Below are 13,300 nucleotides of genomic sequence, written 5' to 3'. Positions count from 1 at the left end.
AGGATCCCAGTTGAAGGAGTTCGCCGTTCCGTCGGGCCTCGAACGCGCGCGACGCATCGGCGGCGCATTGCGCGCTGCTTCGGGGGACTACACTTCAGTTGTGTTGAGCCAACTCTCTTCTTTCGGAATGCCTGGCCGGGTTCTCTTCGAAGGTTCGCTTCTCAAGCCCGTGAAATTCGTGCAGCACACTCAGGATGCACATGATATCGGGACGCTCGTTCTTGAGCGCGCGGACGGTAAGGGTTCCGTTACCGTTCTGAGCCTGAACGAAAACATCCTTGCCTATTCCAGCAATCAGTCCGCGCCAGTGATCCAGATGCCCGACATGTTGTGTTGGCTTGGAGAAGACGGAACAACCTTCGACAACGCACAGCTTCAGTCCGAGATGAGCAGCCCAAAGGTAAAATCCATATATGCAATCGGCGTCGAGGCAACCCAAACCGTTGGCGTGCCTTCAACCGGAGTCACATTCCGCGATTTCCCGGGAGTTCAGGCGCAGATGGCGGCTATCATGGGCGCGGTAGGGTACGCCGGCGCGTATGTGCCCTTCGACGCGAATGGATAGTCAACTGCGGCGATAGAAACACGGGGAGCCTGTTTTTGAAAGCTTTACCGACCGTGCAGCGCTTCGCTGCGAGTGCACTGTAGCACGTCATGGCCTATCGCCTTCATTCAGCGCGGAGGAAGACCAGACGTTTTCAACCGGAGCGTCGAGGGAGGTTGGGCAATTGGGCGGTCTGCATTGTGAACAGTCGTCGATAGCGTCCCGGCTTCCGTCAGGTCAGATTGAATGGGAGTTTCGCCTCCGGTGGGTCATCAGCAACTTCCAGCAGGACGATGGTTTTGACGATGAGGCTCCTCAATCACAATCCCGGTAGCTTGACTGCAAGCAACGCCTGATACAGCTGGTTGGGCGGTGTCAGAGGGAATCCGGTTGAGCGGGGCAGGGTGGTCTCGTAGCGTTTGACGATGCTTAAACCCGACCCCTTCGGATAATTTCGAACCAGCCGGGAGATAATCCGCCTGGCTGTGATGCTCTATGTTCGTTTCCCGCTCTCACTCCGCAACGTCGAGGACCTGTTTCATGAGCGCGGCATCGATGTCAGTCACGAATCCGTCCGGTTCTGGTGGAGCCGGTTTGGTCTGATGTTCTCCTCCAAAATCCGTGAGAAACGCGCAGAACGCCTCCGATCGGGGCCGCAAAAGCGGTGGCATTTGGATGAGGTGTTCGTGAAGATCAACGGCGACCGACACTACCTTTGACGGGCCGTCGATCATGAGGGCGAGGTCTTGGAAAGCTTCGTAACAAAGACGCGGGACAAGAAAACTGCATTGAAATTATTGAAAGAAACGATGCGGCGGTACGGCCGGAGCGAGTCCATCGTGACTGACTTGCTTCGGTCCTATGGCGCCGCTCTGAAAGAAATCGGCGCAACGGGCCTACAGGAAACGGGCCTTTGGCTGAACAATCGGGCGGAGAATTCGCATCTGCCATTCCGACGACGAGAGCGGGCGATGCAACGCTTCCGGCGAATGCGAAGTCTGCAGACATTCGTCTCCATCCACGCCTCGGTACACAACCACTTCAATCAGGAACGCCACTTTCAATCACGACAAGATTTCAAGCTGAACCGCTCCGCTGCGCTCGACGCGTGGCGCGGTCTCTGCACGGCATAAGGGACAGCTATTCTGCCCTTGTAGAGTTGAGTTCAAACCCGTCTGACAGCACTCGCTAGTCAATTCGATCCAGGCTCTGCTTGATCCGCAGCGTCGTGCGGCTCAGACGCCGCGCGAGGCGGCGCGCCACCAGCCTGTGAAAATCGGCGGCGAATCCAGGGCTCATCGCGTCCGCCGCCGAGATATGAGCCGTTTCGATATGCTTCAGGCGGGTGTTGCCCACGGCTGTAACAGTGGCGGTTCGTTCGACCTCGCCATAGGCTGCAATCTCGCCGATCAGCGAGCCGGGCAGGAACTTTGCAACCTCGAAATCGTCAGAACCTCTCGTTCGGATCGTTGCGCGTGCCTGGCCCTCAAGAAGCACGAAAATGCCGTCAGCAGCGTCGCCGCGTCGGATCATAACCTCCCTGTCGGAATAGCTCCTCGTTTCCAGCGTGGTTTCCAGATCAAGCGCGGGGTGGAGTCGTTCCAGTTCCTCAAGAAAGGAAAGCCCCTCTATTTCCTCAGCATGCGTCGCTTCGGAAAGGAGCCGTTCCTCGGCCGCCTCCAGCGCCTCGTTCAGCGTGGGATAGAGCTGCAACTGGCGTTTCCGATGATGGATGTTGAAACGCGCAATCCTGTCTTCGACGACTTCGGAGCAGCCTGAGAGCACGAGTTCGATGCCACGCGCGGTGCAATCTGCGCGCATCCGGTTGAGGTTGAGGATCGTCGAGGAGTCGATCCCCGAGACGTTTCCGAAATCCAGCATGAGCATGTCCAGCGACGTGGATCCATTGATGCGATGCCAGATCGCGCGGCGCAGCCCGGCACCCGATCCGAAGAAGAGATGCCCTTCCAACTCGACCACGAGCACACGGTGGCCCTTCCGTGTCAAACAGACCGCCTGCGGCGCGGCGCGTTCGACCGGCGAACGGCGTTCGCTCAGATCGGAGACAGAGCGCACGGTGTTCAGGCGGGCATAAGAGATGATGAAGAGGAAGACCGAGGCGCAGAGGCCAAATGCCAGCGCTTCGAGGAACCCGATGGTTGCCGCGACCGCCAGAGTCAGGACGATCAGCAGGGAATCCTGCCAGGGCAATTTCTTGCGCTCGTGCCAAAGCCAGGTCCGCATCAGGTCTATGCCGAGGAAGGCGACAACCGCGGCAAGGAGCCCTTTCGGAATCATGGCGAGGATGTCGGCTCCCAGCAGGAAGGTGAGCAGGCAGACCAGCGCCGCGCTCAACCCGGCGGCAAGTCCCTTCAGGCCCATCCGCGAGGCGAGGATGCTTTCCCCCAGAAGCGGGTATCCGACCAGACCGCCGAAGCCACCGGAGGCGATATTCGTCAGTCCGATGGCCCGCAGGTCCTGGTCCATCTCGATCTTCTCGTTGAGCGTGAGTTCGAGGCCGCTCAGATTGAGCATTCCGCCAAGCACGGTCATGCCCACGACGGCCAGCAGAACGGGCGCCTGGGCCAGGATGGCCTGCCAGTCCACCAAAGACGGATCGACCCTGCCGATTTCGCCAACAAAGCCGGTCTCGGGAAAGGGGCCCAGCAGCCAGCCCCGCGTAGCGGCACCTTCGAGGCCGATGCCAGAGAGGTGAAGGTAGAGATAGAAGATCGCTGCGGAAGCGATGAAGCACACAGACAAGATGTGCGTGCTGTCGATTTTCCGCGTGGCCAGATCCATCAATGTGCCGAGAACGATCCAGGGCGCCCAGATTGCAAGGCTCTCGGGGGCGAGAATGGTTCCTATATCCCAGATGGTCAGGTTGCGTCCGAGCGCGATTCCGATCGCGCCCAGGGTGAGGAAATAGCCGGTGGAAGCAAGAAACGCGCCGAGCACAGGGTAGGGCGTGAAACGCGCAAGAAAACTGACACGGATGGCCCCGAGAAACGTGCAGGTCAGGCCCGCCAGGATCGCTGCCAGCGCCACGAGGACAAAGACGGTGGAGTAAACGACCTCCGGATCCGCCGAAATTGCACCCGTGGCGATCGTGCTCGCCGCGCCTGCCAGAAGAATGGCGGTGATGTCCTGAGGTTGCGCGATGGTTCCGCGATAGGAGAACAGGAAAGCGCCAAGCGCCGCCATGATGGATGCACCCAGAAGGGTGTGCGCAATCCCACGCTCGAGATACACCGCAAGCGCGTCGTTATAGACGATTGCCGCGAAGGAGATTGCAAACACGACCGATGTGAACCCGACAAGGGTTCCGCTCAGGATGGCTCCGAGAGAGCCGGAAACGTTTTGCGCATTCTCCGTCGACTGTGCCATTCGGCCTCCGATCCTGGTCTGAACTGGAAACACATCCGAACGGGTAAAAGATTTGCGTGGGAGCAAAGGCGAATTAGGCAGTCTTTGTCCCAGCGCTGTCAATACAGCTTGAAAACGCACGGAAAGATCATCCGGGTTTGCGTCGTGCCCCATGGTCAAGAAAGCCTCGAAACCTGACTTGAGGAGGCCCGCTTTCCCTGATGACATCTTGGAGTGGCGCGCGCCCGGTGAGCGCGCCACGTCTGGCTGTGCGCGTCGCGCTCCTCCAGTCGAGCCGCGAACAGATCCCGTGGCATCGGCACTCGGGTCAGGACTCATGGACAGAAGATGGCCGTGGCGGCGAGGGCGATGACCGATTGAATGACCTTCGGCGACCTCACGGCGCGCATCCGTTCGGCGGTTCCCGAAGGCCCCCACTGGCTGGTTGGAGCTGTTCATGTTGAAAGAGTCGCAGGGGTTTTGCCAGTTCACCCACCGCCAAGATCACTTGGCCGCATTCTTTAAACTGAATGCTTGACGTAGTGTTGGCCGCGGACCGCGACAGCTGTGGGGAGACAGACATGGGCGCACATTCTCGTGGAAATACACTCGACTTCCTGAAAGTTGCCAACGACCTGTTGCCCGACGGCGCCAGCTATGACGCCTGCGTGGGCTGCGGGATCTGTGCCTCGGGATGTCCCGCGTCGGGGCTCTTCGGAATGGATCCGCGCCGCTTCATCAACATGGCCATGCTCGGCATGAACGAGGAGCTGTCCACGACGCCCTGGGTCTGGGCCTGCACGCAATGCAAGCGCTGCGCCTATCTCTGCCCGATGGGGATCGATGTCTCGCAGCTTGTCGGCGCCGCGCGCGGGGCCTGGGCGACCGAAGACAAGCCGAAGGGGATCGTGCGATCCTGTGCGGCGCAGAAGCTCGATGAGAGCACGAGCGCGATGGGGCTGATGTCGGAGGATTTCGTCGAGATCGTCGAGGAAACGCTGGAGGAGTTGCACGAGAACCAGCCACGCTTTGCCGATCTGAAGGTGCCGATCGACAAGAAGGGCGCGAAATTCGTCATCAACCAGAACTCGCGCGAACCGGCGGTCGAACCGGAGGAAATGGCGCCGCTCTGGAAGATCCTCGACTATGTGGGCGCGGACTGGACCTATTCCTCGAAGGGCTGGGCGGCAGAGAATTTCTGCATGTTCACCGGTGACACGGAGGCCTGGAAGGACATGGTCGAGACCCGCGTCGATGCCATGAACGCGCTGGAAAGCGAGATCTGGATCAACACCGAATGCGGGCATTCCTTCTTCACCATCTGGCAGGGGATCGAGAAATTCGGGCTCACGGCCAATTTCGAGGCCGAGAGCCTCGTGACCTATTACGCCCAGTGGATCCGGGAGGGGAAGCTGCCGGTCAACTCTGACTGGAACAAGAACAACGTCAAGTTCACCGTCCAGGACCCCTGTCAGCTTGTCCGGAAGTCCATTGGCGACCAGGCGGCCGAAGACCTGCGCTTCGTGGTCAAGACACTGGTCGGCGAGGAGAATTTCGTCGATATGCAGCCCTGCCGGAGCGCCAATTACTGCTGTGGCGGCGGCGGGGGCTTCCTGCAAGCGGGCATGGCCAGTGAACGCCGCGCCTATGGCAAGCGCAAGTTCGACCAGGTCATCGCGACCGAGGCCGATTACGTGCTGACCCCGTGCCACAACTGCCATTCCCAGATCGAGGATGTGGGCGATCATTTTGGCGGGGCCTACACGGTCACCCATCTGTGGACGCTGATCTGCCTGTCGCTTGGCATCCTTGGTCCGGATGAGCGCAAGTATCTTGGTCCGGACCTGGCCGATATCAACCTGCCGGAAGAGGAGTGAGCGTCATGTCTGTGCGGATATACGAGGCCGACGTTCTTGTCATCGGTGGGGGAGCGACGGGATCGGGCGTCATGCGCGACCTCGCCCTGCGCGGGATCAATTGCATCCTGATCGACCGCAAGGATCTGAACGCGGGCGCGTCGGGCGGCAATCACGGGTTGCTCCATAGCGGCGGACGCTATGCCACGGCGGATGCGGAGACAGCGGCGGAATGCCGGCACGAGGGCGACATCCTCAAGCGGCTGGCGCCGGAATGCATCGACGATTGCGGCGGGTTGTTCGTCGCCGTGGACGGCGATGACGAAGCGTTCGCGGCGAAGTTCCCGGAGCATTGCCGGGTCGCAGGGATCCCCTGCGAGGCGCTTTCGGCTGCCGAGGCGCGCGAACGCGAGCCGGCGCTCCCCGAGGCGATCCTCGCCGCCTATGCCGTGCCGGATGCCACGATCGACCCGTTCCGGATCGTGCTGGAGAATGTCGGTCATGCCGAGCGCCTGAATGACAGCAGCTATCTGCCACATATGGAGATCGAAGGGTTCGAGATCATTGATGGCACAGTAGCGAAGGCCTTGTGCCGGGACCGGCGCAGCGGCGAGGCGGTCGAGATCCGTGCCCTGCAATTTATCAATGCCAGCGGCGCCTGGGCCGAGAAGGTTGCCCGCCTCGCCGGCTGCTCGGATGTGAGCCTGCTCTATTCCAAGGGCACGTTGTTGATCAGCAACACCCGGGTGACCAACGGGGTCGTCAACCGCCTGCGCCTGCCCGATGACGGCGATATCCTGGTGCCCGGGGGCACGGTCTCGCTGCTCGGCACCTCCTCGGTCACAGTCGATGATCCCGATGGCATCGCGCCCACGGTGCCGGAGGTGGACCGCATCCTTGCCGAGGGCGCGGCGATGCTGCCGGTGTTGAACGAGACCCGCTTCGTGCGCGCCTTTTCCGGCGTGCGTCCGCTGCTGAAATCGGCCGGGAGCGAGGCGGATGGGCGCAAGGCCAATCGCGGCTTTGCCCTCTTCGATCACGAGGATCAGGGGCTTTCCAATTTCGCCACCGTCGCCGGGGGCAAGTTCACGACCTTTCGCCTGATGGCCGAGAAGGCGGGCGACCTCGTGGCCGCGCGGCTGGGCAATGCCGAGCCTTGCAAGACCAACCTGGAGCCGCTCCCCTCGGGCGATGCGTTGCGCTGGACCGAACCGGGCGCGGCGGCGCGCGACTGGTACAAGCGCGCCGATCCCACCGACATGGTTCTGTGCGAATGTGAGATGGTCGCGCGCTCGGCGGTCGACACGATCCTCGCGGATGCGCCCGGTGCGGAGGATCATATGAGCCTGAAGGCAATTGCCTTGCGCAGCCGGATCGGCAAGGGCGCCTGCCAGGGTGCTTTCTGCTCGATGCGGGTCACCTCGCATCTCTATGATCGCGGCGTCTATGACAGCCCGGACGGGCTCCGCCAGATGCGCGATTTCGTCAATGAGAGGTACAAGGGGATCCGGCCGGTGCTGTGGGGGGCACAGATGCCCCAGACGGAACTTGCCGAGATCCTGCATTGCGGGCTGGCCGGGATGGATCTCGCCGCCGCCGAAGAGGGGGCCGACAGCAAATGAAACGCGGAACCCGAAAGATCGAAACTCAACTCGCCGTCATCGGAACCGGGATCGCCGGGTTCGCGGCGAGCATCTTTGCCCGCCAACGCGGTCTCGACGTGGCCCAGTTCGGCCATAGCGGCGCGATGGCCTATACGACCGGGTATCTGGACCTTCTGGGCGTGCATGACCGGCGCGTCCGGCAGGATCCCTGGGCGGCGCTGGACGAGCTACGGCAGGACGAGCCGCAGCATCCGATGAGCGGCCTGTCCAATGCTTCGATCCGCGCGGCGTTCGATGGCTTCACCGATGCGCTCGGCGATATGGGTATCGGCTACACGAAGGCAGGCGATCGCAACCTGTCCGGGTTGCTGCCCAACGGTCTCGCCAAGCCGACATTCTCTGTTCCCGATACGATGCTTCCGGGCATCACCGCGCTGGAGAGAGGCGCCAAGACGCTCGTGGTGGATTTCGAAGGGTTGCAGGGCTTCAGCGCCAAGGCCTTCGAGGTTAATTTCCGCGACCGCTGGCCGGAGTTGAGCTCCGCTCGGTTGACCTTTCCCGGCATGGAGAACCGCCAGGTCTTCCCGGAGGTGCTTGCACGCTCACTGGAGACACGGGCAACACAGGAAGCGTTGGCCGAACTGATCCGGCCGCTGCTGAAAGGTGTCGAATATGTCGGCCTGCCCGCCATCCTCGGCATGCACATGCCCGACGAGATCCGGGCGCGGATGGAGGAGGCTATCGGCGCGCGGCTGTTCGAGATTCCGACCATCCCGCCGGCCGTTCCGGGCATCCGCCTCCGCGAGACTTTCGAGCGGTCCTTCCCGGAAATGGGCGTGCAGCTCGAGCCGCAGCTCAAGGTCGCGGAGGTCGATTTCCGGCCGTCCGGGGCCACTCTGCATCTGCACGGGCCGATGGAAGATCTGGAGGTGGAAGCCTCCGCTGTCCTGCTCGCCACCGGCCGGTTCCTTTCCGGCGGGCTCAAATCCGACCAGGACAGTCTCTCCGAGACCCTGCTCGACCTTCCGATAAGCCAACCGCAGGACCGGGACGCGTGGTTCCGGCAGGAATATCTCGACCCGCGCGGCCATCCGATCAACCGGCTCGGGGTCGAGGTGGATGGGCGTTTCCAACCCGTCGCCGCGGACGGAGCACCAATCCACGAACGGCTCTTCGCCGCCGGTGCCATTCTCGCGCATCAGGACTGGGTGCGCCAACGCTGTGGCGCAGGGCTGGCCATCGCCACCGCCCATGCCGCAACCGAGTCCGCCGCAGCCGCGCTCGGCTGACAGGGATAACGCCTATTGCGTCGGGGGGATCGGGTCGATCGTCGCGAACATGCCCGAGATGTTTGGCTGGGACGCGTTCCGCTCGTCCAGCCGCTCGAGATTTACGATCGTGCTGAGCATGATGCGGTCATGGCTCCAGCCGGTCGGGCTCTGCATAACCACGGCGCCGAGGGCGAGCAGGACGCAGAAGAGCAGCCCTATCGCCTTCCACGCCTGCTGGCTTTCCAGGCTCGGCGTACATCCGGTCAGGGCAACGATCCTGCGCCCCAGCTGGCTGTTCATCGCCGTGCCATGCGTGGAGTCGACAAAGCCCACCGCCGGTCCGACGGGCACGAAGACGCTTCCCTCGGGGCGCGCGCGGCCGCACGCGCGGATCAGGCTGCGGCAATAGCCGCCAAGTTCGATCGGGCGACGCAGGGCGACAGCCTGATCGCAGGCCATTTCGCGCAGCTCGCGCAATTGCCGGCTGCAAAGGTGAAAGGCCGGGTTCCAGAAGAACAAGGGCCGCAACGCCTCGACGGCGAACTCGTGCAGCAGGTCATATTGCCGGAGATGCTGGAACTCATGCGCCAGGGTGAAATGCAGATCGCGCCCATGTCCAAGCGCGCTGACCGGCAGGACCACGTAGCGGCGGCGCAGCCCGCATGTCGAGAACGGCACCGCGACCTCGTCCGAGATCAGCAGCTCCAGCCGGCCGAAACGCCGCCAGGGATGCGCATGGCGCAACACGCGGCGCAGGTGCAGGGCCGCGAAACACAGGCGGGCCGCCGAGAGTGTGAAGCCCAGCAGAAGCAAGGCCAGCACGGCGTTCGTCCAGCCGTCCCGTTGCAGCAGGAAGGCATCGGTCAGGTCCGCGCGCAGGCCGAGAAGCGTCTCGAACCGTGTCGCGCTCATTTCGAGATTGCCGTTCAGGTATTGCGCGACGAGCAGGTCCGACAGGTTGAGCTGTGGGCCGACAGGGGGAAAGACCAGTCGCGCCAGGAAGGGCGCGACGATGACCGCAATGAAGATCCATTCCATCGCGCGGGCCTGTCCCATCATGGCCTGGCCCAGTCGACCGCGCCCGAGCGCACGGCGCATCGGAATCCAGGCCGCGACCAGGACGAGGAGCAGAATGTTCGCGTCCACCCACGCGTTCAGAATGCCTTCAGCCACCATCCTCTAACCTCTTGTTCACCAGGTTCCGGATTTCCTCCAGGGCTTCATCCGACAGCGTATCATCATCCACCAACCTGGCAACAAGCGCGGAAGGGGTGTCGTCGAAAAGCTTGTTGGACAGGTGCTTGAGGGTCTGTTTCTGGTAGGCGACCTTGGGAACCGCCGGGCGGTAGACGAGCGAGCGGTCCACTTTCGTGGAGGTCAGGAACCCCTTCTGGTCAAGAATCTTCAGGATCGTGGCGACAGAGGTATAGGCCCGCTCGGTCTCGCGGTTGAGCGCCGCGTGAATGTCGCGAACCGTGCCGCCGCCGATATCCCAGACGACGTTCATGAATTCCAGTTCGACCTCTGTCAGCGTATCGCTGGCTTGACGTTTTCGCATGTCGGCTCCAAGTGCTGGCGGCCCGGGGAGGATGGGCCGCCTCTATCCTATTTCCGATATATGCCTAAACCTTCCAGAAACAGAAGACGGCCCAGGCAAATGCGACGGCGAGGGGCCACCAGAGTGGCATTCCGAACAGTCCCAGGCCGGCCAGAAGAATGTAGATCGAGCCGAGGATCGTCATGAAGAGCCGATCCCCGCGGGTTGTGACCAGCCCGAAAACGCCCTTTCGCTCCTGTCCGCCTGGGTAGCGGAGCTCGAGCAGGGTCAGAACACCCATGGCCGAGAAGATCGCGATGAAGAACAGGGCAGTTGGCCAGGTCCATGCCATCCAGCTCATGATTACACTCTCCCCATCGCGAAGCCCTTCGCGATGTAATTGCGGACGAAATAGATGACGATGGCGCCGGGGATGATGGTCAGCGTTCCGGCGGCTGCCAGAAGCCCAAGCTCATACCCGGCCGACGAGGCCGTCTTGGTCATTGTCGCCGCGATCGGCTTGGCGGCCACAGCGGTCAGCGTCTTGGCGAGCAGCAGTTCCACCCAGGAGAACATGAAGCAGAAGAACGCCGCCACGCCCACGCCGGCCTTGATCGACGGGATGAAGATCGTGGTGAAGAAGCGCGGGAAGGAGTAGCCGTCGACAAAGGCCGTCTCGTCGAGTTCCTTCGGCACGCCGGACATGAAGCCTTCGAGGATCCACACCGCCAGCGGGATGTTGAACAGGCAATGCGCCAGCGCAACGGCAAGATGCGTGTCAAACAGACCGACCGCGGAGTAGAGCTGGAAGAAGGGCAGCGCGAAGACCGCCGCCGGCGCCATGCGGTTGGTCAGCAGCCAGAAGAACAGGTGCTTGTCGCCCAGGAAGCGGTAGCGCGAGAAGGCATAGGCCGCCGGAAGCGCGACTATCACCGAGATCACCGTGTTGATCGAGACATAGAGGATCGAGTTGATGTAGCCCCAGTACCACGTCGGATCGGTGAAGATGGTGACGTAGTTCTCCCAGGTGAATGTCTGGGGGAAGAGCGAGAAGCCGGAAAGGATCTCGTTCGTTGTCTTGAAGCTCATCGCCACCAGCCAGTAGATCGGCAGCATCAGGAACAGGATGTAGACGATGGGTATGATGGATCGTTTCTGCATCTTGCCCTCCCTCAGTTCAGGTCGTCCTTGGTCATCAGCGTGTAGAAGAGCCAGCTGACACCAAGAGTGATTGCGAAATAGATCAGGGACATGGCGGCTGCCGGGCCCAGGTCGAACTGCCCGAGCGCCATCTTCACGAGGTCGATGGACAGGAGCGTGGTGGAGTTGCCGGGGCCACCGCCGGTGAGCACGAAGGGCTCGGTGTAGATGTTGAAGCTGTCCATGAAGCGCAACAGGATCGCGATGGTCAGGACGTTCTTCATCTTCGGCAGCTGGATGAAGCGGAACACAGCCCAGTTGGAAGCGCCGTCGATCTTGGCCGCCTGGTAATAGGCGTCGGGGATCGAGACGAGCCCGGCATAAGCCAGCAGCACGACCAGCGAGGTCCAGTGCCAGACATCCATCGTGATGATGGTGATCCAGGCCGCGAGCGGGTCCTGCGTCATGTCGTAGTTGATGCCGAGCGTGTGGTTCAGGAAATATCCCAGCAGGCCGATATCGGGCAGGGTGAAGATGTTCCACATCGCGCCGACCACGTTCCAAGGGATCAGCATCGGCAGCGCCATGAGCACGAGGCAGACCGGCACCCAGAAGCCCTGTCGCGGCATCGAGAGCGCGATGATGATGCCGAGCGGAACTTCGATCACCAGGATCAGGCCGGTGAACAGGAACTGCCGGCCGAGGGCGGCGTGGAAGCGGTCGGATGTCAGGATCTGCTCGTACCAGCCCAGCCCTTCCCAGAAGAACAGGTTGTCGCCAAAGGTTTCCTGCACCGAGTAGTTGACCACCGTCATCATCGGGATCAGCGCGTTGAACGCCACCAGGAACAACACCGGCAGCACGAGGAACCACGCGCGTTGGTTTACGGTTTTCATTGCGCCGCCTCCCCTGCGGTCGTCGCCAGCCAGCCGTCGCGATAGAGCCGCGTGCGGTCGGGCCGGAAATTCAGATGCACGGTTTCGCCCTTCTCGGGGGCATTCTCCTTGACGATCGCCGCAACGCGGTCCTCGCCGATCAGGGTCTCGACAACGATATGCCGGCCGACATCGGAGATCTTCCGCACGACGGCTTCGATGCCGCTCTCGGCGAGCGTGACGAATTCGGGACGGACGCCGATCTCGGTGCGCGTGCCGTCGCCGGGCACGATCTCGCCCTCGAGCGCCACCTGTTTGCCACGGAACATCGCAGCCCCGCCTTGCGTCTCGCAGGGCAGGATATTCATCCCTGGTGAGCCGATGAAATGGCCGACAAAGGTGTGGGCCGGGCGCTCGAACAGCTCGACAGGCGTGCCGATCTGGACGATTTCGCCGTCCTGCATCACCACGACCTGGTCGGCAAAGGTCAGCGCCTCGGTCTGGTCATGGGTAACGTAGATCATCGTCGCGCGCACCCGCTGATGCAGTTCCTTGAGTTTGGAGCGCAGTTTCCATTTCAGATGCGGGTCGATCACCGTCAGCGGCTCGTCGAACATCACCACGTTGACGTTCTCGCGCACCAGTCCGCGGCCCATCGAGACCTTCTGCTTGTTGTCAGGCGAGAGCGCGGCGGCCTTGCGGTCGAGAATATCCGTCACCTCGAGCATCTCGGCGATCTCGGCCACCCGGCGCGCCACCATCGTTTCGTCCACGCCGCGATTGCGCAGGGGGAAGGCGAGGTTGTCGCGCACGCTCATCGTGTCGTAGATCACGGGGAACTGGAACACCTGGGCGATGTTGCGCTCGGTGGGGGCCAGTTCGGTCACGTCCTTGTCGTCGAAAAGGATGCGACCCTCAGAAGGCACGAGAAGCCCCGAAATGATGTTGAGAAGGGTGGATTTCCCGCAGCCCGACGGGCCGAGAAGCGCATAGGCACCGCCATCGTTCCAGTCGAGATCGATCATCTTGAGCGCGTAATCATCCGGCCCTTTCGGGTCCGGGTAATAGCTGTGGCGGAGGTTGGAGAGTGTTATCTTTGCCATGTCG

At 62.1% G+C, this 13,300-nt stretch carries 11 protein-coding genes and 1 pseudogene; 5 read left to right on the top strand and 7 right to left on the bottom strand.

The genetic code is table 11. The features are described from left to right. Both R3X27_RS22385 and R3X27_RS22380 read left to right on the top strand, forming a co-directional pair. The coding region (locus R3X27_RS22385; protein ID WP_317711129.1) for a DUF917 family protein at positions 1-565 on the top strand (565 nt) is incomplete at its 5' end. A gap of 467 nt (positions 566-1,032) precedes the next feature. Beyond that, positions 1,033-1,677 (top strand): annotated as a pseudogene (locus tag R3X27_RS22380) (IS6 family transposase). A gap of 55 nt (positions 1,678-1,732) precedes the next feature. Here R3X27_RS22380 and R3X27_RS22375 read toward each other — a convergent pair. Then, positions 1,733-3,931 (bottom strand): SLC26A/SulP transporter family protein, encoded by a 2,199-nt coding sequence (locus R3X27_RS22375; RefSeq protein ID WP_317711128.1) that lies wholly within the window; start codon positions 3,929-3,931, stop codon positions 1,733-1,735. Between the two features lie 560 nt (positions 3,932-4,491). Here R3X27_RS22375 and R3X27_RS22370 point away from each other — a divergent pair. From R3X27_RS22370 to glpB, 3 genes are read left to right on the top strand one after another with little or no spacing between them, the layout of a single operon-like run. Next, positions 4,492-5,787 carry a (Fe-S)-binding protein gene (locus R3X27_RS22370; protein ID WP_317711127.1) on the top strand — a complete coding sequence of 432 codons (1,296 nt, stop codon included), beginning with the start codon at positions 4,492-4,494 and terminating at the stop codon, positions 5,785-5,787. Positions 5,788-5,792: 5 nt separating this feature from the next. Further along, positions 5,793-7,388, top strand: a complete 1,596-nt coding sequence (gene glpA / locus R3X27_RS22365) for an anaerobic glycerol-3-phosphate dehydrogenase subunit A (RefSeq protein WP_317711126.1) — start codon at positions 5,793-5,795, stop codon at positions 7,386-7,388. Further along, positions 7,385-8,659 carry a glycerol-3-phosphate dehydrogenase subunit GlpB gene (gene glpB / locus R3X27_RS22360; RefSeq protein WP_317711125.1) on the top strand — a complete coding sequence of 425 codons (1,275 nt, stop codon included), beginning with the start codon at positions 7,385-7,387 and terminating at the stop codon, positions 8,657-8,659. Before glpA ends, glpB begins: the two co-directional genes overlap by 4 nt. A 12-nt stretch (positions 8,660-8,671) precedes the next feature. On the opposite strand, the gene R3X27_RS22355 is transcribed toward glpB, so the two are convergent. The 6 genes from R3X27_RS22355 to R3X27_RS22330 all read right to left on the bottom strand — a co-directional run bounded on the left by R3X27_RS22355 (position 8,672) and on the right by R3X27_RS22330 (position 13,296). Continuing rightward, on the bottom strand, positions 8,672-9,817 hold the full coding sequence (locus R3X27_RS22355) for a M56 family metallopeptidase (RefSeq protein WP_317711124.1): 1,146 nt from the start codon (positions 9,815-9,817) through the stop codon (positions 8,672-8,674). Continuing rightward, positions 9,807-10,199, bottom strand: a complete 393-nt coding sequence (locus tag R3X27_RS22350) for a BlaI/MecI/CopY family transcriptional regulator (RefSeq protein ID WP_317711123.1) — start codon at positions 10,197-10,199, stop codon at positions 9,807-9,809. The genes R3X27_RS22355 and R3X27_RS22350 overlap by 11 nt, the downstream gene beginning before the upstream one ends. A gap of 64 nt (positions 10,200-10,263) precedes the next feature. Further along, a complete protein-coding gene (locus R3X27_RS22345; RefSeq protein ID WP_317711131.1) occupies positions 10,264-10,542 on the bottom strand; it encodes a DUF2160 domain-containing protein in 279 nt (92 codons plus the stop codon). Beyond that, the gene (locus R3X27_RS22340) at positions 10,542-11,339 is read right to left on the bottom strand and encodes a carbohydrate ABC transporter permease (RefSeq protein ID WP_317711122.1); all 798 of its coding nucleotides are present in this window, start codon (positions 11,337-11,339) and stop codon (positions 10,542-10,544) included. Before R3X27_RS22340 ends, R3X27_RS22345 begins: the two co-directional genes overlap by 1 nt. Before the next feature lie 11 nt (positions 11,340-11,350). After that, positions 11,351-12,214, bottom strand: a complete 864-nt coding sequence (locus R3X27_RS22335) for a sugar ABC transporter permease (RefSeq protein WP_317711121.1) — start codon at positions 12,212-12,214, stop codon at positions 11,351-11,353. Next, positions 12,211-13,296: an ABC transporter ATP-binding protein gene (locus R3X27_RS22330; RefSeq protein ID WP_317711120.1), complete on the bottom strand. Its 1,086-nt coding sequence runs from the start codon at positions 13,294-13,296 to the stop codon at positions 12,211-12,213. Before R3X27_RS22330 ends, R3X27_RS22335 begins: the two co-directional genes overlap by 4 nt. Between the last annotated feature and the right edge of the window lie 4 nt (positions 13,297-13,300).

Origin of the sequence: Tropicimonas sp. TH_r6 (genome assembly GCF_033101155.1) — a bacterium.
GTDB lineage: Bacteria > Pseudomonadota > Alphaproteobacteria > Rhodobacterales > Rhodobacteraceae > Tropicimonas.
This window is presented reverse-complemented; position numbering and strand designations above follow the sequence as displayed.

Bases quoted from the DNA above. Each gene is read 5' to 3' on its own strand.
- R3X27_RS22375 (WP_317711128.1), bottom strand. From the start codon at position 3,931: ATGGCACAGTCGACGGAGAATGCGCAAAACGTTTCCGGCTCTCTCGGA.
- R3X27_RS22370 (WP_317711127.1), top strand. From the start codon at position 4,492: ATGGGCGCACATTCTCGTGGAAATACACTCGACTTCCTGAAAGTTGCC.
- glpA (WP_317711126.1), top strand. From the start codon at position 5,793: ATGTCTGTGCGGATATACGAGGCCGACGTTCTTGTCATCGGTGGGGGA.
- glpB (WP_317711125.1), top strand. From the start codon at position 7,385: ATGAAACGCGGAACCCGAAAGATCGAAACTCAACTCGCCGTCATCGGA.
- R3X27_RS22355 (WP_317711124.1), bottom strand. From the start codon at position 9,817: ATGGTGGCTGAAGGCATTCTGAACGCGTGGGTGGACGCGAACATTCTG.
- R3X27_RS22350 (WP_317711123.1), bottom strand. From the start codon at position 10,199: ATGCGAAAACGTCAAGCCAGCGATACGCTGACAGAGGTCGAACTGGAA.
- R3X27_RS22340 (WP_317711122.1), bottom strand. From the start codon at position 11,339: ATGCAGAAACGATCCATCATACCCATCGTCTACATCCTGTTCCTGATG.
- R3X27_RS22335 (WP_317711121.1), bottom strand. From the start codon at position 12,214: ATGAAAACCGTAAACCAACGCGCGTGGTTCCTCGTGCTGCCGGTGTTG.
- R3X27_RS22330 (WP_317711120.1), bottom strand. From the start codon at position 13,296: ATGGCAAAGATAACACTCTCCAACCTCCGCCACAGCTATTACCCGGAC.